This window comes from Flavobacterium sp. T12S277 (genome assembly GCF_048514875.1).
GTDB lineage: Bacteria > Bacteroidota > Bacteroidia > Flavobacteriales > Flavobacteriaceae > Flavobacterium.
Genome location: NZ_JBLYEG010000005.1, coordinates 47,460 through 68,627, shown reverse-complemented (window position 1 = coordinate 68,627; position 21,168 = coordinate 47,460). Strand labels below are relative to the sequence as shown.

The window sequence follows — 21,168 nt, the reverse complement described above, 5'->3', positions numbered from 1 at the left end:
GGTTTTTTATTACTTTTTTACGGAAGAAATAACCTCCTTCAAAAATTCATTAAAATCAAAACCGGGTCCTGCTTTGTCCACTCCCATCCTAACGATTACCAGATCTAAAGACGGAATAATCGCTACCATTTGCCCCTGATAACCATCACAGTAAAACATATCACGAGGTGCATCAGGAAACTTCCCTCCGGCATTTAACCAAAACTGCGCACCGTAAGCCCCTTTAGAAGTATTTGTTGGAGTTGCCGTATACTTTACCCAACTTTCGTCCAAAACCTGTTCTCCGTTCCAGTTTCCTTTATGCAAATACAACAATCCAAATTTTGACCAATCTCTCGCTGTTGCCCAGGCGTAAGAAGATCCCACAAAAATCCCCGACATATCCTGCTCCACAATCATCGAGTTCATTCCGATTTTATCGATTACGGCGCTGTACCAAAAATCAAGATATTCCTGCTGTGTTTTAAACTGACCTCTTAAAATTCGACATAATAAATTAGTGGTTCCGGAAGAATAATACCAATGCGTATTAGGTTTAAACTTAGCCGGTTTATCCATTTGCACCTTCCCCATATCTTCTGCCTGAAAAAGCATTTCGGTAGCATCACAAATTTTAGTATAATCCTCCTCCCATTCCAAACCTGAATTCATATGAAGCAAATCGTTAGTGGTAATAATTTTACGATCGTCATTTTGCCATTCTGCGATTGGAGCAGGTTTATAGATATCTATTTTTCGTTGTCTGGCCAAAACTCCATAAGCCGAACTCGTAATACTTTTAGTCATCGACCATCCCAAAATCTTACTGCTTTTATTAAAACCTGTATCGTATTTTTCAGCAATCAATTTGTCTTTATACAACACTACCACAGCACGCGTTCGTTTCACCTTTTCTCCGGCTGCATCAAAAGAACCGTCCACTGCCTTTTTCAGCTTGGTATAGTCCACATTCGAAAACATGGCATCCTTGGGCTCTTTATTCCCATAAGGAAAAGCAAGATTGTTCTCTAATTTTGTTCTTTTTGGAAGCAGATAAGGTTTTGCAATATCATACTCATCATTGATCAGGGTCGCTCCCAGCCCTTCCCTGTAAATCGCCTTTCTTTCTTTGAAACCATAAACTGTAGAGGCAGCAAATTTTCCTGTATCATTAATGGTGTTGGTCGCCAAAGTAATCATCTTGATATCATTATCGGTTTTTTCGATTAATTCCTTCGAACGATGATCAATAAAATGGCCTGATGCGATACTTTTGGCCGAAAAACCGGAAATCAAATCCAATTTGGGATAAGTAGTAAACCCAAAATACAAAAATGCAAGAACTAAAACAAGTGCAAATAATTTTAGAAATTTTTTCATAGCGCTAAAGGTAATTTTAATGCAATATAAATAATTTACAATCAAGATTATACAACTTATTTTAGAAATACAATTCATAAAATTTAAAGAACGCGGACAAATTTTGAAGAAACAATACACAAATTCTCAATTGATAGCGCCATAAAAGGAAATTATAGTTTTAATGGATAAACCAATTTTGTTTTAGTACTTTTGTAAGTAGAATTTTTCTAAATAAGACATGTTAGACATCCAAAAAATAAGAGCTGATTTTCCGATACTTTCAGAAAAAGTAAACGGAAAACCTTTAGTATATTTCGACAACGGCGCAACTTCACAAAAACCACAAATTGTGATTGATGCGATCGCAAAATATTATCAGGAAATTAATGCCAATATTCATCGTGGGGTTCATACTTTAAGCCAGTTGGCAACTGATGCTTACGAAATTTCAAGAGTAAAAATCCAACATCATATCAACGCGAAATTTTCGCACGAAGTACTTTTTACTTCGGGAACTACTCACGGAATCAACTTAGTGACCAACGGTTTTGCTTCAATTTTAAAACCTGGAGACGAAGTAGTGGTTTCTTCATTAGAACATCACAGTAATATTGTGCCTTGGCAAATGTTATGTGAAAAAACAGGAGCAACTCTAAAAGTTATTCCTATGAATGAAGAGGGCGAACTTATAATGGAAGCCTATGATGCCTTATTGTCTGAAAAGACCAAAGTGGTAACGGTAAATCATATTTCGAACGCATTAGGAATTATCAACCCTGTCAAATATATGATCGAAAAAGCCCACGCTGTTGGTGCGGCGGTTTTGATTGATGGTGCACAGGCTGTTCCGCATTTAAAACCTGATGTTCAGGATTTAGATTGTGATTTTTATGCTTTTTCAGGGCATAAGATGTGCGGACCAACCGGAACCGGAATTCTTTACGGAAAAGAAGAATGGTTAAATAAACTGCCTCCTTATCAGGGTGGTGGCGAAATGATTAAAGAAGTTACTTTCGAGAAAACGACTTATGCTGAGTTGCCACATAAATTTGAAGCAGGAACTCCAAATATTGCCGGGGGAATTGTTTTAGGAACTGCTGTTGATTATTTGAACCACATTGGTTTCGATGCTATTCATCAGCACGAAACACATTTATTAGAGCATGCAACAAAACGTTTATTAGAAATTGAAGGTTTAAAAATTTACGGAACCGGAAATAAAGCCTCTGTGATTTCGTTTAATATAGATGGAATCCATCCGTACGATATTGGTTCAATTATCGACAAACTGGGAATCGCCGTTAGAACCGGACATCATTGTGCGCAGCCCATTATGAGTTTTTTCTGCATTCCGGGAACTATTCGCGCCTCTTTTTCTTTTTACAACACCATAGAAGAAATTGACATAATGGTTGAAGCCGTTAAAAAGGCAAAAACGATGTTAAGCTAAAAAACCCTTTTTATGAGAATATTATCTTTATTGCTCTTAACGTTTTTTATAGGAACAAGCTGTTCCGGTCAAAAAAAAGCCGACATGAAAGCTACTGAAATTGAATATTCTGCCGTTTCCCGAGGCATTTACAAAGTGATCGTGGTACAGAATAAAACAGTTTCGGTTACCAATGGCCGTAATGCGAAGCCCGTTGAAAGCAAAATAGATGATTTAAAATGGAAACAGATTGTAGCTGAATTTTCAAAAATCAATATTAAAAACATTCCAAACCTAAAAGGACCAACGCAAAAACGTTTTCATGATGGTGCTGCATTAGGAAATTTAAAAATCACTCAGCATCAGAAAACATATGAAACTCTGGGTTTCGATGATGGATATCCGCCAAAAGAGATAGAAAAATTGGTAAATTTGCTGCTGGATTTTACGAAAGAATAATTATGACAATAAAAGAGATACAAAACGAGATAATAGACGAATTTTCGATGTTTGATGACTGGATGCAACGTTACGAGTACATCATCGAATTAGGAAAAAGTCTTCCGTTAATCAAAGAAGAATATAAAACCGACGAGAATTTAATCAAAGGGTGCCAATCGAAAGTTTGGTTACAAGGAGAACAAAAAGAGGATCAAATTGTCTTTACTGCTGATAGTGATGCCATCCTGACCAAAGGAATTATTGCCATATTGATTCGTACATTCTCCAATCAAAAAGCAGCAGATATTTTGAGTGCAGATGTTGATTTTATTGACGAAATCGGCTTAAAAGAACATTTATCCGCAACACGTGCAAATGGTTTAGTATCGATGATCAAAAACATCAAAATGTACGCTTTGGCTTTTGACTCGAAAAACAAAAATTAAAAAAAATTAACCTCTAAGACATTAAGCGTCATAAAGCGTCAGCCCTAATTTCTCTTAATCTCTTAATGGTAAAAAATAAAAACACTTAGTGTTCAAAAAACAAAAACAATGGAACAAGAAATTGACACAAACGAATTAGGAGAATCAATCGTAAAAGTTTTAAAAGGCATTTATGATCCGGAAATTCCTGTAGACATATATGAATTAGGATTAATTTACGATGTAATGGTCAACACCGATTATGAAGTAAAAATCTTAATGACCCTAACTTCTCCAAACTGCCCCGTTGCAGAAAGTTTACCAAGAGAAGTTGAAGAGAAAGTAAAAACAATTGAAAACATAAAAGATGTTGATGTTGAAATTACTTTCGATCCGCCATGGAGTAAAGATTTAATGAGCGAAGAAGCAAAATTAGAATTAGGAATGCTTTAAAAAAGTATGCAGTTTACAGTCGCAGTCGCAGTTAAATACTACGACTGAGACTGCGACTGAAAACTAAATAAAAATGGAAGAAATCATCAATAAAGTTGCCAATAGTGCCCTGGAGGTTTTTGATCTTGAAGATTATTATCCAAAAGGTGTTCGTGTGCAAATCGATATATCGCAATGGCTTTTAGAAGGTTTTTTATTAAAAGAAAAAGACTTTAGAGAGCACTTAAAAAATCACGATTGGTCGCAATACCAGGATCAATATGTGGCTATAAACTGCAGCACAGATGCTATTGTTCCTGCCTGGTCTTCTATTCTTGTGGCCATACAATTGGCACCCTACGCCAAAAAAGTAGTCAATGGAACTATTGAGGATCTGGAAGCAAGTTTGTACGAAGAAATACTGAGCAAACTTGACTATACTGCTTACAAAAACAAACCTGTAATTGTAAAAGGATGCTCACGAAAACCGGTTCCAACCCGTGCTTACATTTTAGCAGCAACTTACCTACAGCCATTTGCAAGAAGCATTATGTATGGTGAGGCCTGTTCGGCGGTACCTTTATACAAAGAATCAAAGAAATAACATCCCTTACCAACTACATCCCATAAGTCTTTTTAACGATTATTTAGTATATTTGTTCTTACACTTTTAAACCAGATATCATGAAAAAGCTAGCGTTATTACTTCTTATTTTAACGAACTTTACTTTTGTTCAAGCCCAAAATTCAGAAAAAGAACTCATCCAAAATACTGAAAAGGCGGTAAAAAAAATAAATGATACAATAGAGGATGAAGGATGGAAAGCCAAAGGAACAGTCTCTCTTTTGCTAAATCAATCCAGCTTTAACAACTGGCTTGCCGGAGGTGAAGACAGCTTTTCCGGAACTTTAGGAATCAACTATGATTTCAATTACAAAAAAGAAGATCTTACCTGGGACAATAAAATCCTGGCCTCTTACGGTATCTTACAAACTAAAAATACCGATTTTGGAAAAAAGACAGATGACCGTCTTGAATTCAATTCGATTGTAGGTAAAAGAGCTTTTGGAGAATGGTACTATTCTTATTTCCTAAATTTCAGAACCCAGTTTACCACGGGTTACATTTATGGTAAAGACGCAAACGGAAAAGAAATCAGAACCGAAAACACCAAATTCATGTCTCCGGGTTATCTGACTACCGGTCCCGGGATTTATTGGTCAAAAGATGAAAATCTTAAAATAAACTTTGCACCCTTAACTTCAAAATTCACTTTTGTCGACAGCGCTTATACTTCAGGAATTGATCAGACAACCGGCTTACCTTATGTCGATGGTGCTTATTTTGGTGTAGATGCCAACAAAAGCATGCGTTATGAACTAGGTTTCTATGCCTCTGTTTATTACAAATTGGCCATCATGACCAATGTTACTGCAGAAAATACTTTGAACCTGTACTCTAATTATTTAGAAGATCCTCAAAATGTAGACATCAACTACTCGTTGAACATTATCATGAAAGTAAACAAATTTTTATCTGCCAATTTATCCTTCCAGGCAATTTATGACGACAATGCTTTTAAAGGCTTTCAAACCAGAGAAGTTTTCGGCTTAGGAGTTAATTTCGGATTCTAATAAAAAACAAAAACGGCTTTTGAGTAATTCAAAAGCCGTTTTTTTATTCTTCTTCTTTTTCGATTGCATCCTTATAATCCGGATACAGAAACTTATTATACGGGAATCTCGTGATGTGAATCTGACGAACTGCTTCGTAAACGATCTCTCTAAATTCCTCAAAATTCTCTTTCTGTGTTGCCGAGATAAACAAGGCTTTATCTTCTCCAACATTACCCATCCAGGTTTGTTTCCATTCCTCAAGCGTATAATGTCTTCTGGTTCTTTCGGTAATCAAATCATCTTCATCAATAGTCAGATGTTTGTAGGCATCAATTTTATTAAAAACCATAATCGTTGGTTTATCATTACTCTTGATCTCTAATAAAGTCTGATTTACCGATGCAATATGATCTTCAAAATCAGGATGTGAAATATCTACAACATGCAATAACAAATCGGCTTCACGAACCTCATCCAGGGTACTTTTAAAAGAATCAACCAATTGCGTTGGTAATTTTCTAATAAAACCTACTGTATCGGATAATAAGAAAGGCAGGTTTTTAATTACTACTTTTCGAACGGTGGTATCTAAAGTTGCGAATAATTTATTTTCAACAAAAACATCACTTTTACCAATCGCATTCATCAGCGTCGATTTTCCAACATTGGTATATCCTACTAATGCCACACGCACCATCGCACCGCGATTACTGCGCTGAATACTCATTTGTTTATCGATTGTTTTGATTTTGTCTTTTAGCAACGAAATTCGGTCACGTACAATACGTCTGTCCGTCTCGATCTCTGTTTCTCCCGGACCACGCATACCAATACCACCCTTTTGACGCTCAAGGTGTGTCCATAAACCCGAAAGTCTTGGTAATAAATATTGACATTGTGCCAATTCAACCTGTGTTCTTGCATAAGAAGTCTCCGCTCTTTGTGCAAAAATATCAAGAATTAAATTCGTACGGTCTAAGATTTTACAATCTATAATTCTGGAAATATTCTTTTGTTGTGATGGCGATAATTCATCATCAAAAATTAAAGTCGATATGTCGTTTTCTTTTACAAAAAGATTGATTTCATCTATTTTCCCTGTCCCTACAAAAGTTTTAGGATTTGGACGTTCCATTTTTTGCGAAAAGCGCTTAATCACTTCACCTCCTGCAGTAAAAGTCAAAAACTCTAATTCGTCCAGATATTCGTTAAGTTTTTCTTCACTCTGATTTTGAGTTATAATACCCACAATGGCAGTTCTCTCAAAATTTATAACTTCTTTTTCTAACATAGCTTTGAATAAGGTGCAAATTTAATGATTTGTAAGGTACTAACACTTATAGAATATCTTTTTTAAGTGCTATTTGGGAAATTACCCCATTCTATAAAAAATTCCAAATCCCAAATTCCAATTGTTTATTGAAGTTTGGGATTTGGAATCTGGAATCTGGGATTTGGGATTTCAGTTTAAAATTTACCTTACTCGTAAATAAAAGTTTTCTCTGTTTTTACAATTCCGTTTTCCTCCACCTGCGAGCAAGAAATCGGGAAATTCAGTTTGTTGTATTTGTATTTTCTGCTCACTCCAACCAAAACAGTAGAAGAAGGGCTAAAAACAATTTCATTATTAGGAGAGATTGATTCAAAACTAAATTCTTCTTCATGATACGAAATCATCGGTACAATTACTTTATAATTGTCTCCAAACAATTTTTTAACAATCAAAAGATCAACCGAATTTTTATCATCAAACGTAAAACTTTTCGAAATTTTGTCTCCTACCAGGCCTTTATGTTTTATGACATTATCATTGAAATAAACATATTCAATTTTGCCAATAATTGCTTTATTTCTGTCACGTGAAGTACGTCTCACGATGGTCCCGTTTTCAACAATATACTCGATATCATCCACTAAATTCTGGTGATTGGTACTCTTTTTCGTAGTTACTTTTACTCTCGCTCCTTCGTAGCCAAAAGTTACGACTTTGGTAATGTAATCGTTACCTTCCTGGTATTTTTTAACAAACTTTGTAATGTTGTTGTCTGCATCATACGTATAATTCACAACTTCTTTCCAATCGCTTCCAACCTTATCTTTTACGGTCATATCCAATAAACCTTTGGTGTTGTAAAAGAAATGCTGAATAACATCTGAAGTCGTAATGGTTTGTATTTTTCCGTCTTTAAAAACAATTGTTTTGTTTACAATCTCACCATCTTTAGAGTTTTGGTAATTTGTTTTTACAATATTGATTTGTTTCAGCCTCACAGGTGCATTGTCCGGATTCTGACTGTGTACTAAACATGGAAAAACCATCATTAAGATGGCAATAAAGTAGATTTTCATAGTTGTATTTGTATTGATTTGGGGTGACCAAAATACAAAATTCCATCAATTTTTAACAGTTTAAATCTGAAAAACAACACACTATTCAATATACCTCCTAAAAATCAATCTCTTAACGGCATCAATAAACAAGAGCTCTTTACTTTTCAGCAAAAATCCTGACGTCGTCAACCATAAAAGCTCCATTCAATGTTTTGTCCTTACCCGAACCAATATATTTAAATGCAATATGAATGTTTTCTGAATAGGCAGACAAATCAATTGCTCCCGAACTTATAAACGTTCGCGGGGGTGTTGCCAAAGAAGGAATTTTTGCGGATAATTTTGTCCACTTTGCTTTGGTTACATTCGAACCGTCAAAATTAGTTGAAATATAAACTTCCAAAATGTTTAATGGTGAATCAAGTTTTAAGTCATGCTGAGCACTTCTAAAAGACAGCACTGCGTTTTTATAGCCGCTCAGATTAATTTTTGGCGTAACCAACCAGGCGATATTTACAGCTCCGGTTGTGCCTGTGGTGTTAAACTCTGCATAACCATTTCCGGCATACACCATGCTTTCCCATAATTTTGAAGCTTTTTCGACAATATTGCTCCAGCCCGGCAGACTAAAATTCACATTATTTTTTACCCCCTGAAAATCTTCTGCAAAAAGCGGAACATTTCTTTTCCCTTTCATCTCCAGATCTTTTTCCGATCTGACTATTAATTGATAATCTGATCCGAATTTTGTCAAAACTCCTCTCACTTTGCCACTGCCTTCAGGCACCAAATTAGCCGCAAAATTAGCGTAAGCACTTGTTCTGAAAATAATCTGATTGCCACTTTTATCCCCAAGATTCCAATTTGTTGCACCACCTATATTGTTCGATTCTTCAAAATAATGACGCCCAATCGCTTCCTCGGTAAACTGAACGTCTTTTAACTCGATCAACGTATTAAGCCACTCCTCGCTTAATGCCTCTTCTATAGCCATCGTTTTTACCAGTTTACTCTCATCAATTAGGGTACATGACGCATTCAGAACGTTTTTATAATCCGTTTTTGAAATTCGGCCAATCGTGGGATCTCCCGAATTGCTCACAAACAAACTTCCGATACGCAGGCCGCCGAAATACAAATCTGTAAACTGATTTTTCAATTTAAGGTATACTTTGCTCCCCACACGAAAATCGATGTACGTACCAGAAACATCAACCGGAACATTCAATCCAATTGCCGGTATGGTTTCGGTTGGTATCGTTTGTAAAAAAAGAGTCTTAAAAAAATTTCCTCCTTCATCGCTGGATACGACATAAGCCTCAATGATATCGTCATACCCATATTGTTTCGGCACTAGCCCTGAAATATCCTTCACTTTCTGAACCTTTTGGTTTACCACTAAATCGGGTTGCGTACATTCCAATTTCGGAATTTCGATTTCATTATTGCAACTATAAAGAAAGAGTACGAACAAGACATAGCCGAAAATTAAAAATCTATTTTTCATTTTAAATTGGTTTTAATTTTTACAAACTGATGGTAAGGTTTACAAAATAAGTTCTACCATATCCATAATAATATTTGGGACCAAATGATGGTGTTTCACTCGACACATCCTGATTGAGAGCCCTGAAATTGGCATTTCGGGCCTGCTCAAAACCACCTGTTTTGTAGCTCACATCCAGAATATTATTGATACTCCAAAAAAGCCCAATGTACTTATGCGATAGGCGCCAGGACTTTCCGCCTGCAATATTTAATAATGAAATTGGATCCAATTTTTCCTGTTTCAGTAAAACGGCTGCCTGTTCTTCCGTCGCCTCCGGAAATACAAGACCATTAACAGAATTTTTATAAAACCGATTCGTTCTTGCAATAGGCGAAACATCGATATAATTCTCAGACAAATAATTAATATTTACTCCAAGCCACCAATATTTAGGATCTCTGTATTCCAATCCCACCGAAAAAGCCTGTTGAGGCATTCCTGGTTGTTTGTAGTTTTTAAGGTAAGATTCTCCAAAATCAAAAACAGCTGAAGTGCTACCTTTCGCAACATTGGCATCGTTCGTAATCGTTACATTGGGGTTACTGCTATAACTATAGTGACCATAAGCTGCACAGAAGGTTGTTTTAAATGTTGATGAAACCTGATATTCCATACTGAATTCCATCCCTATATTCTTCTTGTCTAAATGCATTAACGTCTGACTCACAAAAGCATCTGTATTGTTATAAGCCGCAGCTTTGTCAAAAATTCCTTCTGCATAGAAAAAAGAAGTTCGGGTTGTGTTTTTGATCAGCGAATAATAAACGGTCGAACGAATTTTAAAATTTGGGGAGCGGAAGACATAGTTTCCTTCGGCGCTGCTGATATTTTCATTTTCAATTCCGTCAACAACTGAATTATTCAATCGGGAATTTGCAAACGTATTTCTTAAAGATGGTGCTCTGCTCAGATGCATTCCGTTCAAAAACAACCATTGTTTCCCTGAAATTTTATACGTGAAACCTCCTTTAAAACCAAAATTTTCAAAACCCACATTTTTACTTTTTCCAAGAGAAGAAGCCGGATAAATTCCGTTTTGATACAATCCCTCTCGCTGATAATTGGAAACGGAATAGGACTGACCTAAATAAAAATCTATCTTATTGTAATTGAATTTAAATTGTGTGAAAGCATCAATTGTTGTTGCTAAAAAATTATAATTGTATCCGTAAGTGTCCCCTTTTTTAACCTGCCGATTTGGGTTCTGCAAATCTGACTGCGCCTGACTTCCGCTATAAAAGGGAGCAATATCCTCAAAATATTCCCCACCCAGCAAGTCTAAAAGGTATTGAAACTGATGTGATTTTAAACGCCTAAAAGTTACCCCTCCATCAAAAGTACTGTGCTCTGTTATTTGTAGGTTTAGATTGGAGCTGGCCGCCAAGGTTTTATCATCTGTTCGGTCTTCATACAAAACATAATGACTTTGAGCGGGCTCATATCCTTCAATTGTTCCATCAGAATTTAATATTGGTTTCTGATTGGCACGATACAACTGCTCCCAATTGATCTGCTTATTCTCGGTAAACTTTGTTTTTGCTTGTTCGGCATTTACAGCATCGGGGGCAAAATCTCCCGAAAACTCCCCTTTGTCTTTTCCATAAAGTGAGGTATAATAGCTGGGTAATTTTTGATAATACACAGGATCCGGACTGGCCGTATTTTGATAATCAATCGTACTGTTTCCTACCTGACCCAATTGATACAGGACACTCGTATTCAGATCGGTTTTTTCATTTATTTTGTAATAATGGTTTAGCATCAAGAGTGGTTCTTCGACTCTTTTTACCCTCGCATTTCGTTTTTCTCCGTTTTGAAATCCCCAATAAGAATTGTATTTTTTATTTGTTAATTGAATAACCTCCGCTGTATGGGCTGAATTTTTCCCCCTTGAATTTGGGGTATAAAATCCGGTAAAATTCAACGAATGTTTGTCGCTTAGTTTTTTTTCGATACTCACAAAAAAAGACTCTGCTGCGAAATTTGTCCCTTCAAAATACCCTTCACCCGACCAGCGCTTCCCGCCGGAAAGGACATAAGCCCAACCAGAAGCACTCATTCCTGAAGCATAACTCGTAATAGCCCGCCAGGTGTATGTAGTATTACTTCCTGAAAGAGACATCTGACTGCTTTTCCTGTACATTGAAGCACGTGTCGTGATTTGTTGTGTTCCTAAAATTCCTCCGAAAGTATAATTTGAAGCCGCTGCACCAATCGAAAACTCCTGATTTCGCAATACATTATTCAAACCTCCCCAATTACTCCATTGTGGCCTTCCATCGTAAATTTTATTCATGATCGTGCCGTTTAGCATCATCGTGCCGTTTTCACTGTCTAAACCCCGAACCCTAAATCGGGCCTGTCCCCAATTGAAAGCGGAAGCCTGCATAAAAGCATCTTTTGAAGATTGCAAAAAACCTGAAGTCATTTCAGAGGAACTATTATCCTCAGAAAGTTCACTGTCTGATAGCGTGATTAAGGCTGCCGGTGTTTCATCCGAAAAATTATCTTCTAAGGGCAAGATTCCTAAATCTACCTTTTGCCCCGGATTAGACTGTATTTTTAAAAGGAGATCCTTATAGCCCTGACTGTGTATCCATAATAATTGCTCTCCCTTTACAGCAGCTTGCAATTCAAATTTTCCCTTTGCATTGGTTAGTTGTGTTATGGAAGAATTCTGAATGTTTACGACAATATTCCCTAAAGGATTTTGGGTCTTTGCATCAATCACAATTCCCAAAAAAGTAGTCTGTTCCTGTGCAAATAGAAAACCAATAGGTAATAACACAAATAGTAAGATCCCTTTCTTTGTCATGAACCCCCAATTTACTTTTAGAATTTAGTTTTGGATTGAATTGGTTTTGGTTACAAAACATTCAATCTCCTACATCAAAAGATAAAATTGGTTTTTGGAAGGAATAAAAAAGTACGAATTAAAACCTATTGTTTTAATCCGGAATTCAAATATAAACAAAAAATATTAAAGTATTTTCCTGTTAAATAAAATTATTTAAAAATAGTATAGCTATGTCAGTTTCTTAACCCTGGCCATTTTATGTCTGTTTCAATTAAGAAGTTACTCTAATTTTAGAAACCATAAAGGCGATCAAAACGCCAAAAATCCCAATAAAAGCAAATGAAAACTGAAGTCCAAAAGTTTCAGCAATATGTCCGATAACCGGTGGTCCCATTAAGAACCCCAAAAAACTCACACTCGAAACAATCGTTAAAGCTTCTCCGGGCGGAACTGTCGGGTTTTTCCCGGCCATACTGTAAACGGTAGGAACGATAGTGGCTACTCCTAAACCAACAGCCATAAAAGCAATGGTACAAGGTATAAGATAAGGAAGAAAAACGGCTGTAAAAAGTCCGGCCGAAATCATAACTCCGCTAATCTGCATCACCCGTTCACGGCCAAATTTATTGATAAGACCGTCTCCTAAAAATCGTCCGCTTGCCATCATAATCATAAAAGAAGTATATCCCAAAATGACCAATGGTCCGGGTGCTTTTACAACATCTTTAAAATATACACCACTCCAGTCAAACATAACACCTTCACTGGCCATGCTGCAAAATCCAATCACGCCAAGCCAGATTAAAGCAGTGTCCGGTTTCACAAATAACTTTTTCTTCTCGCCTTTGACTTTGATCTTTTCTTTGGCTTTGATTAAAAATTTAAAGTTAAAAGCAATCATCAGCAATACAACTCCTGCCACAATCATAAAATGATGAAGCGGGCTTAGTTTTAAAGCCAGCATTCCTAAGCCTACTAAAGCTCCGGTAAATCCGGCAAAACTCCACATCCCGTGAAAAGAAGACATTATTGTTTTTCTAAAAAGTTCCTCGGTATAAACACCTTGTGTATTAACGGCAATATTGGCCAGATTCCCAAATAATCCGAACAGGAATAATCCCAATGACAATTGTAGGGCTGAAGTTGCCAAACCTAAATTAGCCAGACATAACACATACATGATTAAAGAAAAAATCAAAATGCGATGGCTCCCGAATTTTGTAACCATCTTACCGGAAAATGGCATAATAACCAATTGCCCCATTGGCAAAGCAAAAAGGATAGAACCCAGATCTCCTTCGGTTAAATGTAAGGCCGTTTTGATATCCGGAATCCTGCTTGCCCAGGTCGCAAAACTCAAACCCATCCCAAAATAAAACATCCCAACAGCAAAACGAATTCGGTTTAAATAAGAGATTTTAGCTTCTCTGTAAACTTTCTTAATCTTCCCTTTGGTTTGGAATAATGCTAGTGGATTGAAGTTGATCAAAATGTTTCGTTTTGGATTTAAAGTATAAAAGTACTAAAAAGCTGCTTTACCACCTATAAAACCTACCAGTTCCTCGATTTACAACGTTGTATGTTTATAATTTTTTTTGAGGGACAAAGGTTCAAAGAGGCAAAGTTTTTTTGTAGGGCCTTAATGTGCTGTACTAAACAAGTGCTTTTTTTTTACCACAGTTTTCAAGAATTAAAAGAATGTTATACTCTGTTTAATCCTTAAATCTATGGGTAAACTTTTTATAAGTTAATTACTTTTTGTTGCGCGTGACTTGCGATTGCCGCTTCGATAATCTGCATTACTTTTACTCCGTCCTGCGCACTAACCGGTTCTTCTTTGTCCTTTACGATAGCATCATAAACACCATCAAAAAAGGAAAAGTAGTTCCCTTGAAGTGTTGGGATTTTCTCCCTGATTTGTTTTCCGTCGATTTCAGTATGCAAAAGCCCTTGTAAGGTTTCTGATTCTGTTCCCCAGGATTCCAGATTAGGTTTTTTTCCCAATTTTAAATCATCCTCCTGAACATCACCACGAGGCTTTAAAAAAGATCCTTTTTTTCCCTGCACTACATAAGCAGGATTGGCTTCTCTCACAAAAAAACTGGCTTTTAAACGAACTCTGAAATTTTCATAGATCAGCACCAAATCAATCCAATCATCAACCAGAGTATTCGTTCTGGTAAAACGAATGTCTCCGAAAACCGATTTTGGAGAACCAAACAAACAAACAGCCTGATCAATTAAGTGCGGCCCTAAATCCTTCAGAATTCCAGCTCCGTCATTCACCGTTTCTTTATGTGCTTTAGGACTCAATAATGGATTGTATCTGTCAAAATGAAACTCGGCTTCTACCAAATCTCCTAAAACTCCATCACTGATTATTTTTTGAACGGTTTTAAAATCACTGTCCCATCTTCTGTTTTGAAAAACGGCCAATTTCAATCCTTTTTCTTTTGCAATTGCGGCTAATTCCTGTGCCTCAGCGACTGTGGTGGTAAAAGCTTTTTCTACTACAGCATGTTTTCCGCTCAAAAGCACCTTTTTTGCGTACTCATAATGCGTTCCAACCGGTGTGTTTACAATGACCAAATCGACATCATCTGCCAGTAACGCTTCAATTGTGGGATAGCTTTTTACCCCCGGATAATCTTCCTGAATGAGTTTTTTACTTCTTTCCCAGGAACCTAATAATTCAAATCCGTCGTGTATGTTTAAAAATGGGGCGTGAAATACTTTACCCGACATTCCGTATGATAATAATGCTGTTCTAATCTTTTGCATTGGTTTTGTTTTTGTTTGATTGCCGCGAATTCATAAATGAAATTCGTGAATTCGCGGCGAATAAAAATATTAAAGTTTTGCTCTTTCGTATTGTTTCGGCCATTGAATATCTTCCTCTAATTCTTTGGCAAAATCCAGAGGCAAATTCGGATTTCTAAGAGACTCTCTCGCAAACAAAATCACATCGGCCTGGCCGCTGCTTAAAATTTCTTCGGCTTGTGCCGCCCCTGTGATTAAACCAACAGCGCCTGTTAAAACAGCAGCTTCTTTTTTGATTTTGGCTGCAAAAGGAACCTGATAGTTTGGTTTTAAAGGAATTTGCTGGTGCGAAACTAATCCGCCTGAAGAAGTATCAATTAAATCCACTCCTTTTTCTTTTAAAATTACGGAAAGTTTCACTGATTCTTCCGGATTCCATCCTCCTTCTGCCCAATCGGTGGCTGAAATTCGAACAAACAAAGGCAAATCTGACGGCCATTCTGATTGTACTGCGGCTACAATTTCTAAAGTAAAACGGATTCTGTTTTCAAAAGTACCTCCATATTCATCCGTTCTCACATTTGTTAAAGGTGATAAAAACTGGTGCAGTAAATATCCATGCGCGGCATGAATTTCCATTACCTGAAAACCTGCTTTAACGGCTCTTTTTGTTGCGGACTTAAAATCGGAAATTACTTTTTGAATTCCATCCTTATCTAAAGCTTCGGGAAGAAAAGGCTCGTCATCATGATACGGAATCGCACTTGCCGAAACAGTATGCCATCCGCCCTGAGCGATGTCCAGTTTTTTATTGCCTTCCCACGGTATCGAAACACTTGCCTTACGTCCGGCATGTGCCAATTGAATTCCGGGAATCGCATTTTGCGACACAATAAAGGTATTGATGATTTGAAGTTTCTCAATATGCTCCTCTTTCCACAGACCTAAATCTGAAGGAGAAATTCTCGCCTCAGGAGAAACCGCGGTGGCTTCCTGAATAATTAAGCCCACTCCGCCACTGGCACGACTGCCTAAGTGAACCAAATGCCAATCGTTTGCAAATCCGTCTATAGACGAATATTGACACATGGGTGAAATAACGATTCTGTTTTTTAAAGTGATTTTTTTTATTGTAAGCGGTGAAAACAATAATGAAGCCATAAGTGTAACTTTTTTTAATGATTTTACACTCCTATTTAAGTAGGTTAGTGTATCAAAAAGTAAAGTTAAAGCATCTGCTTAAAAGTAGAAATCTAAATGTTTATTAATTAACAAACATTTAAAGCAAATGTTGTTTGCTGCAAAGCTTATACTGTTTTTTTTTTGACCAGGCAGACTGTTGCGATCATCTGGTTCTCCATTATAAAGTATTTTTCTAATCATTTTCCCCACCAAATTCTTTGCTTTTTTTATTATTCCTATAATTTAAAACAATTACTATTGTGGCAACTAGTATCATAATAACTACTAGCGCAGAAATTAAAATAACTTCATTACTTACCTCTTTAGCTGCTAGCTTCCCATAATCAAAACCTTCTGATTCCATAATTTTAAAACCATTCATTATTATTTTTGGAAAAATCATTTTTCCGGAAACTTTTTTTTACTGCGACAAACTCATCAGAATTCCGTCTGATAAAATTGGAAGAAACCCTACCGTCATGATCTTATTTTAGGATAACTAAATTTGCCAAAATTCTTAGGCAATTCATTGGTTATAGTTAATTTATTAGATGTAAGAGTAGGTTTTACTCTAATGACTTTTGTTTTGTCATCAATTTCTATTTCATGAGTACTTTTCATGTTAAACATATCAATATGTAATACTTTAAATTTATACACACCATTCTTAAGATCAATCACTACATATTCACTTCCCCGAAGCTGTCCTAATGGTCTATCATTTATCCATATATTTAATCTTGCCGTATTATCGACTTTATGTAAAAAATCTGCTCCGTTATAAATTAGAATCTTTCCATTTCCTAACTTGTTAAGATCTGTAATCTTAAAATCCGTTTTTACAAAATTATATTCAGAAGGAATCGATTTTAAGGCACACGAACCTGTTAAAAATAGTACCGAAAACAGCACCATAGTTTTGATTGTATTTAAAAAGGAATATTTCATTTGTACTTGATTTTAAAGTTCTTTTTTAGTATCCATTTATTGAAGAAATAATAATGCTAAATTGCAATCTAGATATTACTTCACTAACATAATATATTAATGATGCCCTGACTGATCAGGGCATTATAATTTAAAGTACCTGTGCTCAATCTAAAAGCAAATCTTGCTTGTAATACCCGGTTTCATTCTGTCCATTTCCACCAGGGCCATTAACTCTCCTACTATGATTCGAAATAAGACCAACCCCTATTATTAATAAACCAAGGGCAATAAAAGTAAAAAGACCTCCACCTTCTACTTCTTGTACCTCCTGAGCATTAAGCTCTACTAAATTCATTTTTTCTAAATTCATAATTTTAATTTTTAAAAGGTTCATTAATACGTTATAAATCATTTACTAGCAACTATTTATTCATAACAAAATCATCAGAATTCCGTCTGACAACCTTGAACGAAAGTGCTGATCCCTATGACAGGAATCTTTAAGTACTGTATACTTTCTAAAAATTAGAGCCCAAAATACAGGCGTAGTAGCTCATGCAAATACGAGGAGAAATTAAAATGCAAAAAGAACCTTCTTTGGTTAGAGTGTCTCTATACCAAATAGAAAACTAAACCTCACTTTTTTAATGTACCACAAAGTGTAAAGCATCCCCCATCAGTTTCCTCACAAAATAAAACACTACCATGAATATCGAACAGGTATAAAAAATAATCAATGTACTTAAAAACAAGTTTTCGACTTTTACTATTTTCTTTCTCATTTTGGTTTATTCTAGTTTAATCGCAAAAGAAAAAAGCAAACAAAGCCAATTTCTTTCATAAGTATTTTACTACAACAAACTTAGCGGAGTTCCGTCTAATAACATTGGACGGAACTCTTATCCTCCAAAAATTTCTTTCCTTTCTTCATTTTTAATGGTACTTAGAGAATAATGCACTACTAATTCAAAAGAAGTTTCATAATAAAAGCTCTCTCTCTTTTTACAATACTTCAGAGGCGCATCAAAACCTTTAATTATTTCCAGTTCATTATAGAGCTGACTTCTGCTTAGAAACATTTTTTTTGCAAAAGCAGCCGGCGAACCTGTTTTTTCTTCACAGATTAACTGATGAATCCTTTTCATTCGCTCTATTTTCTTTATAAAACTCATCGCCTGCCTTAATAAAATAGGTGAAACATAAATCGTCCAGAATTGAATCCTTCTTAAAAAAGTTCTATTCTCAATAAAGTAGGAAAATTAGAAAAGATTTTCACAACCACTTGTCTCAATAAGCCATAAGACTATCGTAATAAGACTTATTTTACATGCGTGTGTTCTTTTTTTATGAAGCAAGAGAAAAAGAAATGCAATTTCTTCGCCTTTTTACGAAAAAGACTTTAGTGCTGTCTTAAAAAAAATAAGAGTGAAGTATTAACAAACATTTAAAGCCTTATGTATTATATTGCGCTATCAAATTAAAATAGAAACGTTACTTTTGTGCGTTAAATACGAACTAAAAATACAAAATGGATATAGTTATCAAACTCTCTCAATTTCTATTGAGTTTATCTTTACTTATTATTCTTCACGAATTAGGGCATTTTATTCCTGCAAAATTGTTTAAAACAAGAGTCGAAAAATTTTACTTATTTTTTGATATTAAATATTCTCTCTTAAAAAAGAAAATTGGAGAAACTGAATACGGGATTGGATGGCTGCCATTAGGTGGTTATGTAAAAATCTCCGGAATGATTGATGAAAGTATGGACAAGGACCAAATGGCCCTTCCTCCACAACCTTGGGAATTTCGTTCAAAACCGGCATGGCAACGTTTAATCATCATGTTGGGTGGTGTTACGGTAAACTTTATCCTGGCCTTTATTATTTATATCGGAATGGCATTTGTTTATGGCGATACCTATGTCGCTAATGCCGACCTGAAAGATGGTGTTTTAATTGAAAATCCGGTAATGTTAAAAGCGGGTTTTAAAACAGGGGACAAACTCCTGACTGTTGACGGACAAAAACTCGAAAACTTCGACAACGATATCAACATGAAAATTATCATGGCGAAAGAAATCTTAATCGAAAGAAACGGACAACAGCAAACGATAAAAATGCCAACTGATTTTGTAGATCAATTGTCAAAACAGGAAAAGGCGCCTCTTGTAAATATGAGAATCCCTTTTGCAGTAGCAAACGTTACAGAAGAATCCGGAAATACTGCTTTAAAGGCAAAAGATTTAATTGTTAGCCTAAACGGTCAGGACGCAAGATACTATGATCAGGTAAAATCTATTTTAGAAAGCAACAAAGGCAAAACAATTCCTGCAGTTGTTTTACGTGATTTAAAGAAAGTACCGATTACAGTTAAAGTTTCAGCAGCCGGAAAACTGGGTGTTGGCGTTGGAGGTTTAAATATCGAATCTTTAGAAAAATTAGGATACTATAAGGTAAGCACTAAAAACTATTCTTTCTTTGAGTCTATTCCGGTTGGACTTACAAAAGGTAAAGATCAGTTGGTAGGTTATGGAAAACAACTTAAGATGATTTTTAATCCTGAAACGAAAGCTTACAAACAAGTAGGTGGTTTTGCAGCGATTTTTAACATTTTTCCAAGCAGCTGGAGCTGGGAAACCTTTTGGTCGATCACCGCTTTATTATCAATTATGCTTGGAGTAATGAATTTATTACCAATTCCGGCTCTTGATGGTGGTCATGTAATGTTTTTATTATACGAAATAATTAGTGGTAGAAAACCAAGTGATAAATTCCTTGAAAACGCCCAAATGGTTGGTTTCGTTTTACTTATAGCACTGCTTTTATTTGCTAATGGGAACGACATTTATAAGGCAATTATGAAATAGAAAAAAAAATCAATAAAAAGTGTCAAAATATTTTTGAGAAACTAAAAAACCTCTTATATTTGCACTCGCTAAAAAGAACAGCAACTTCCTCCTTAGCTCAGTTGGTTAGAGCATCTGACTGTTAATCAGAGGGTCCTTGGTTCGAGCCCAAGAGGGGGAGCAACTTTTTAGCAAACATATTTACCTTTAAGGTGATTCCTCCTTAGCTCAGTTGGTTAGAGCATCTGACTGTTAATCAGAGGGTCCTTGGTTCGAGCCCAAGAGGGGGAGCTTATTAAATACCACTTACAAACGTAAGTGGTATTTTTTTTACCCTTTATTTTATTCCAGCACACAGACTATGCGCGGATCTTACTCATCCTTTCTTCAAAATACCCAACAATCTAACACACCAACCGTCTTTTAAACAACACTAAAGCTAAAACTTTCGTTTTTGATACGGAGTCCCCTCCCCGTCTTCACAATACCCCTTAAGACTCAAAAGAAACATCGCCCAGTTGTAATTGCACCATTGATAGAATTCCGTTAGCTCACGCCAGCCAAAATGCTTTAAAACAACCGCCGTTACCCCGTCCTTTTCTTTTAAATCAAACGAAATACCCGTTCCAATCCATTCCGGGTCCGAATCTATACATTCCCACAACACTCTTTTATTTTCAGCCAATTCGACCACCTTCATTTTCGTGACATCCTCGTCCCCGAAATTAAACTCATTAACAAAACCCAATTCCGGTCTAACAACTAATTCTTCCGTCCAGACAGCACCAAGCCCCTCCCGCGTCGTTAACACCTTATAAACCTCCGAAATTGGTGCCTTAATATAATTGACATGCTCTATTTTTTCCATTTTCAACTGATTATTGTTCCTATACTCAAAGTTAACAAGTTTTACCACACTGCAATACAAAGCTTTATCAACCAGATTCCACTCACATCTCCACTCCACCATTTCTTTCCAAAACAAAAACCATTCTATAGCACAAAGTTGAAACTGCGGGCAAAATTTAAAAAAAAGACAAAAAAAAAGCCCCTTCTTTTCAGAAGAGGCTTTAAGTACCCTTTACG

Annotated in this window: 21 protein-coding genes and 2 tRNA genes; 9 read left to right on the top strand and 14 right to left on the bottom strand. The window is 36.0% G+C overall.

All coding sequences use genetic code 11. From position 1 onward, the window contains the following. Positions 1 to 9: 9 nt before the first annotated feature. Positions 10 to 1,359, bottom strand: a complete 1,350-nt coding sequence (locus ACN1CN_RS09545) for a serine hydrolase domain-containing protein (protein ID WP_419135469.1) — start codon at positions 1,357 to 1,359, stop codon at positions 10 to 12. Positions 1,360 to 1,579: 220 nt separating this feature from the next. Between ACN1CN_RS09545 and ACN1CN_RS09540 the strand changes: the two genes are divergently transcribed. The 6 genes from ACN1CN_RS09540 to ACN1CN_RS09515 all read left to right on the top strand — a co-directional run bounded on the left by ACN1CN_RS09540 (position 1,580) and on the right by ACN1CN_RS09515 (position 5,703). Then, positions 1,580 to 2,791: an aminotransferase class V-fold PLP-dependent enzyme gene (locus ACN1CN_RS09540; protein WP_419135468.1), complete on the top strand. Its 1,212-nt coding sequence runs from the start codon at positions 1,580 to 1,582 to the stop codon at positions 2,789 to 2,791. Positions 2,792 to 2,803: 12 nt separating this feature from the next. Next, entirely contained in the window at positions 2,804 to 3,229 is a 426-nt protein-coding gene (locus ACN1CN_RS09535; RefSeq protein ID WP_291286463.1) for a hypothetical protein, read from the top strand. Positions 3,230 to 3,231: 2 nt separating this feature from the next. Further along, positions 3,232 to 3,657 carry a SufE family protein gene (locus ACN1CN_RS09530; RefSeq protein ID WP_264525937.1) on the top strand — a complete coding sequence of 142 codons (426 nt, stop codon included), beginning with the start codon at positions 3,232 to 3,234 and terminating at the stop codon, positions 3,655 to 3,657. Positions 3,658 to 3,765: 108 nt separating this feature from the next. Further along, positions 3,766 to 4,089 (top strand): SUF system Fe-S cluster assembly protein, encoded by a 324-nt coding sequence (locus ACN1CN_RS09525; protein ID WP_017494560.1) that lies wholly within the window; start codon positions 3,766 to 3,768, stop codon positions 4,087 to 4,089. Positions 4,090 to 4,162: 73 nt separating this feature from the next. Further along, complete coding sequence (locus ACN1CN_RS09520) at positions 4,163 to 4,672, top strand: DUF2480 family protein (protein WP_291286462.1); 510 nt, start codon at positions 4,163 to 4,165, stop codon at positions 4,670 to 4,672. Between the two features lie 80 nt (positions 4,673 to 4,752). Beyond that, positions 4,753 to 5,703, top strand: a complete 951-nt coding sequence (locus ACN1CN_RS09515; RefSeq protein ID WP_291286461.1) for a DUF3078 domain-containing protein — start codon at positions 4,753 to 4,755, stop codon at positions 5,701 to 5,703. A gap of 43 nt (positions 5,704 to 5,746) precedes the next feature. Here the strand turns inward: ACN1CN_RS09515 and hflX are convergent, their stop codons facing one another. From hflX to ACN1CN_RS09455, 12 genes are all read right to left on the bottom strand, one after another. Further along, positions 5,747 to 6,976, bottom strand: coding sequence for a GTPase HflX (hflX, locus tag ACN1CN_RS09510; RefSeq protein ID WP_264525934.1), 1,230 nt, complete (start codon positions 6,974 to 6,976; stop codon positions 5,747 to 5,749). A 188-nt stretch (positions 6,977 to 7,164) separates the two neighbouring features. After that, on the bottom strand, positions 7,165 to 8,034 hold the full coding sequence (locus ACN1CN_RS09505) for a hypothetical protein (protein ID WP_419135467.1): 870 nt from the start codon (positions 8,032 to 8,034) through the stop codon (positions 7,165 to 7,167). Between the two features lie 139 nt (positions 8,035 to 8,173). Beyond that, a complete protein-coding gene (locus ACN1CN_RS09500) occupies positions 8,174 to 9,523 on the bottom strand; it encodes a DUF5689 domain-containing protein (protein ID WP_419135466.1) in 1,350 nt (449 codons plus the stop codon). A 19-nt stretch (positions 9,524 to 9,542) separates the two neighbouring features. Beyond that, positions 9,543 to 12,380 (bottom strand): carboxypeptidase-like regulatory domain-containing protein, encoded by a 2,838-nt coding sequence (locus ACN1CN_RS09495; protein ID WP_419135465.1) that lies wholly within the window; start codon positions 12,378 to 12,380, stop codon positions 9,543 to 9,545. A gap of 253 nt (positions 12,381 to 12,633) precedes the next feature. Continuing rightward, entirely contained in the window at positions 12,634 to 13,851 is a 1,218-nt protein-coding gene (locus tag ACN1CN_RS09490) for an MFS transporter (protein WP_419135464.1), read from the bottom strand. A 251-nt stretch (positions 13,852 to 14,102) separates the two neighbouring features. Beyond that, positions 14,103 to 15,143, bottom strand: coding sequence for a Gfo/Idh/MocA family oxidoreductase (locus ACN1CN_RS09485; RefSeq protein ID WP_419135463.1), 1,041 nt, complete (start codon positions 15,141 to 15,143; stop codon positions 14,103 to 14,105). A 69-nt stretch (positions 15,144 to 15,212) separates the two neighbouring features. Continuing rightward, positions 15,213 to 16,283 carry an NADH:flavin oxidoreductase/NADH oxidase gene (locus ACN1CN_RS09480; protein ID WP_419135462.1) on the bottom strand — a complete coding sequence of 357 codons (1,071 nt, stop codon included), beginning with the start codon at positions 16,281 to 16,283 and terminating at the stop codon, positions 15,213 to 15,215. A 214-nt stretch (positions 16,284 to 16,497) separates the two neighbouring features. Continuing rightward, positions 16,498 to 16,668: a hypothetical protein gene (locus ACN1CN_RS09475; RefSeq protein WP_291286454.1), complete on the bottom strand. Its 171-nt coding sequence runs from the start codon at positions 16,666 to 16,668 to the stop codon at positions 16,498 to 16,500. Between the two features lie 113 nt (positions 16,669 to 16,781). Then, positions 16,782 to 17,252, bottom strand: a complete 471-nt coding sequence (locus tag ACN1CN_RS09470; RefSeq protein WP_419135460.1) for a hypothetical protein — start codon at positions 17,250 to 17,252, stop codon at positions 16,782 to 16,784. Positions 17,253 to 17,397: 145 nt separating this feature from the next. Continuing rightward, positions 17,398 to 17,604: a hypothetical protein gene (locus ACN1CN_RS09465; RefSeq protein WP_419135459.1), complete on the bottom strand. Its 207-nt coding sequence runs from the start codon at positions 17,602 to 17,604 to the stop codon at positions 17,398 to 17,400. Between the two features lie 274 nt (positions 17,605 to 17,878). Beyond that, positions 17,879 to 18,016 (bottom strand): hypothetical protein, encoded by a 138-nt coding sequence (locus ACN1CN_RS09460; protein WP_419135457.1) that lies wholly within the window; start codon positions 18,014 to 18,016, stop codon positions 17,879 to 17,881. Positions 18,017 to 18,133: 117 nt separating this feature from the next. After that, positions 18,134 to 18,379, bottom strand: a complete 246-nt coding sequence (locus ACN1CN_RS09455; protein ID WP_264525926.1) for a hypothetical protein — start codon at positions 18,377 to 18,379, stop codon at positions 18,134 to 18,136. Positions 18,380 to 18,762: 383 nt separating this feature from the next. Between ACN1CN_RS09455 and rseP the strand changes: the two genes are divergently transcribed. The 3 genes from rseP to ACN1CN_RS09440 all read left to right on the top strand — a co-directional run bounded on the left by rseP (position 18,763) and on the right by ACN1CN_RS09440 (position 20,373). Next, positions 18,763 to 20,103: an RIP metalloprotease RseP gene (rseP, locus tag ACN1CN_RS09450; RefSeq protein ID WP_291286453.1), complete on the top strand. Its 1,341-nt coding sequence runs from the start codon at positions 18,763 to 18,765 to the stop codon at positions 20,101 to 20,103. 86 nt (positions 20,104 to 20,189) lie between these two features. Next, a tRNA-Asn gene (locus tag ACN1CN_RS09445) sits at positions 20,190 to 20,263 on the top strand. Between the two features lie 36 nt (positions 20,264 to 20,299). Next, a tRNA-Asn gene (locus tag ACN1CN_RS09440) sits at positions 20,300 to 20,373 on the top strand. Between the two features lie 148 nt (positions 20,374 to 20,521). Here ACN1CN_RS09440 and ACN1CN_RS09435 read toward each other — a convergent pair. Continuing rightward, complete coding sequence (locus ACN1CN_RS09435; protein WP_419135456.1) at positions 20,522 to 21,052, bottom strand: SRPBCC family protein; 531 nt, start codon at positions 21,050 to 21,052, stop codon at positions 20,522 to 20,524. Positions 21,053 to 21,168 lie beyond the last annotated feature (116 nt).

Excerpts from the sequence above, each read along its gene's own strand:
- ACN1CN_RS09480 (WP_419135462.1), bottom strand. The coding sequence starts at position 16,283 with ATGGCTTCATTATTGTTTTCACCGCTTACAATAAAAAAAATCACTTTA.
- ACN1CN_RS09540 (WP_419135468.1), top strand. The coding sequence starts at position 1,580 with ATGTTAGACATCCAAAAAATAAGAGCTGATTTTCCGATACTTTCAGAA.
- ACN1CN_RS09520 (WP_291286462.1), top strand. The coding sequence starts at position 4,163 with ATGGAAGAAATCATCAATAAAGTTGCCAATAGTGCCCTGGAGGTTTTT.
- ACN1CN_RS09475 (WP_291286454.1), bottom strand. The coding sequence starts at position 16,668 with ATGGAATCAGAAGGTTTTGATTATGGGAAGCTAGCAGCTAAAGAGGTA.
- ACN1CN_RS09465 (WP_419135459.1), bottom strand. The coding sequence starts at position 17,604 with ATGAATTTAGAAAAAATGAATTTAGTAGAGCTTAATGCTCAGGAGGTA.
- ACN1CN_RS09535 (WP_291286463.1), top strand. The coding sequence starts at position 2,804 with ATGAGAATATTATCTTTATTGCTCTTAACGTTTTTTATAGGAACAAGC.
- ACN1CN_RS09530 (WP_264525937.1), top strand. The coding sequence starts at position 3,232 with ATGACAATAAAAGAGATACAAAACGAGATAATAGACGAATTTTCGATG.
- ACN1CN_RS09455 (WP_264525926.1), bottom strand. The coding sequence starts at position 18,379 with ATGAAAAGGATTCATCAGTTAATCTGTGAAGAAAAAACAGGTTCGCCG.
- ACN1CN_RS09435 (WP_419135456.1), bottom strand. The coding sequence starts at position 21,052 with ATGGTGGAGTGGAGATGTGAGTGGAATCTGGTTGATAAAGCTTTGTAT.
- ACN1CN_RS09500 (WP_419135466.1), bottom strand. The coding sequence starts at position 9,523 with ATGAAAAATAGATTTTTAATTTTCGGCTATGTCTTGTTCGTACTCTTT.
- ACN1CN_RS09485 (WP_419135463.1), bottom strand. The coding sequence starts at position 15,143 with ATGCAAAAGATTAGAACAGCATTATTATCATACGGAATGTCGGGTAAA.
- ACN1CN_RS09525 (WP_017494560.1), top strand. The coding sequence starts at position 3,766 with ATGGAACAAGAAATTGACACAAACGAATTAGGAGAATCAATCGTAAAA.
- rseP (WP_291286453.1), top strand. The coding sequence starts at position 18,763 with ATGGATATAGTTATCAAACTCTCTCAATTTCTATTGAGTTTATCTTTA.
- ACN1CN_RS09495 (WP_419135465.1), bottom strand. The coding sequence starts at position 12,380 with ATGACAAAGAAAGGGATCTTACTATTTGTGTTATTACCTATTGGTTTT.
- ACN1CN_RS09515 (WP_291286461.1), top strand. The coding sequence starts at position 4,753 with ATGAAAAAGCTAGCGTTATTACTTCTTATTTTAACGAACTTTACTTTT.
- ACN1CN_RS09505 (WP_419135467.1), bottom strand. The coding sequence starts at position 8,034 with ATGAAAATCTACTTTATTGCCATCTTAATGATGGTTTTTCCATGTTTA.
- hflX (WP_264525934.1), bottom strand. The coding sequence starts at position 6,976 with ATGTTAGAAAAAGAAGTTATAAATTTTGAGAGAACTGCCATTGTGGGT.
- ACN1CN_RS09545 (WP_419135469.1), bottom strand. The coding sequence starts at position 1,359 with ATGAAAAAATTTCTAAAATTATTTGCACTTGTTTTAGTTCTTGCATTT.
- ACN1CN_RS09460 (WP_419135457.1), bottom strand. The coding sequence starts at position 18,016 with ATGAGAAAGAAAATAGTAAAAGTCGAAAACTTGTTTTTAAGTACATTG.
- ACN1CN_RS09470 (WP_419135460.1), bottom strand. The coding sequence starts at position 17,252 with ATGAAATATTCCTTTTTAAATACAATCAAAACTATGGTGCTGTTTTCG.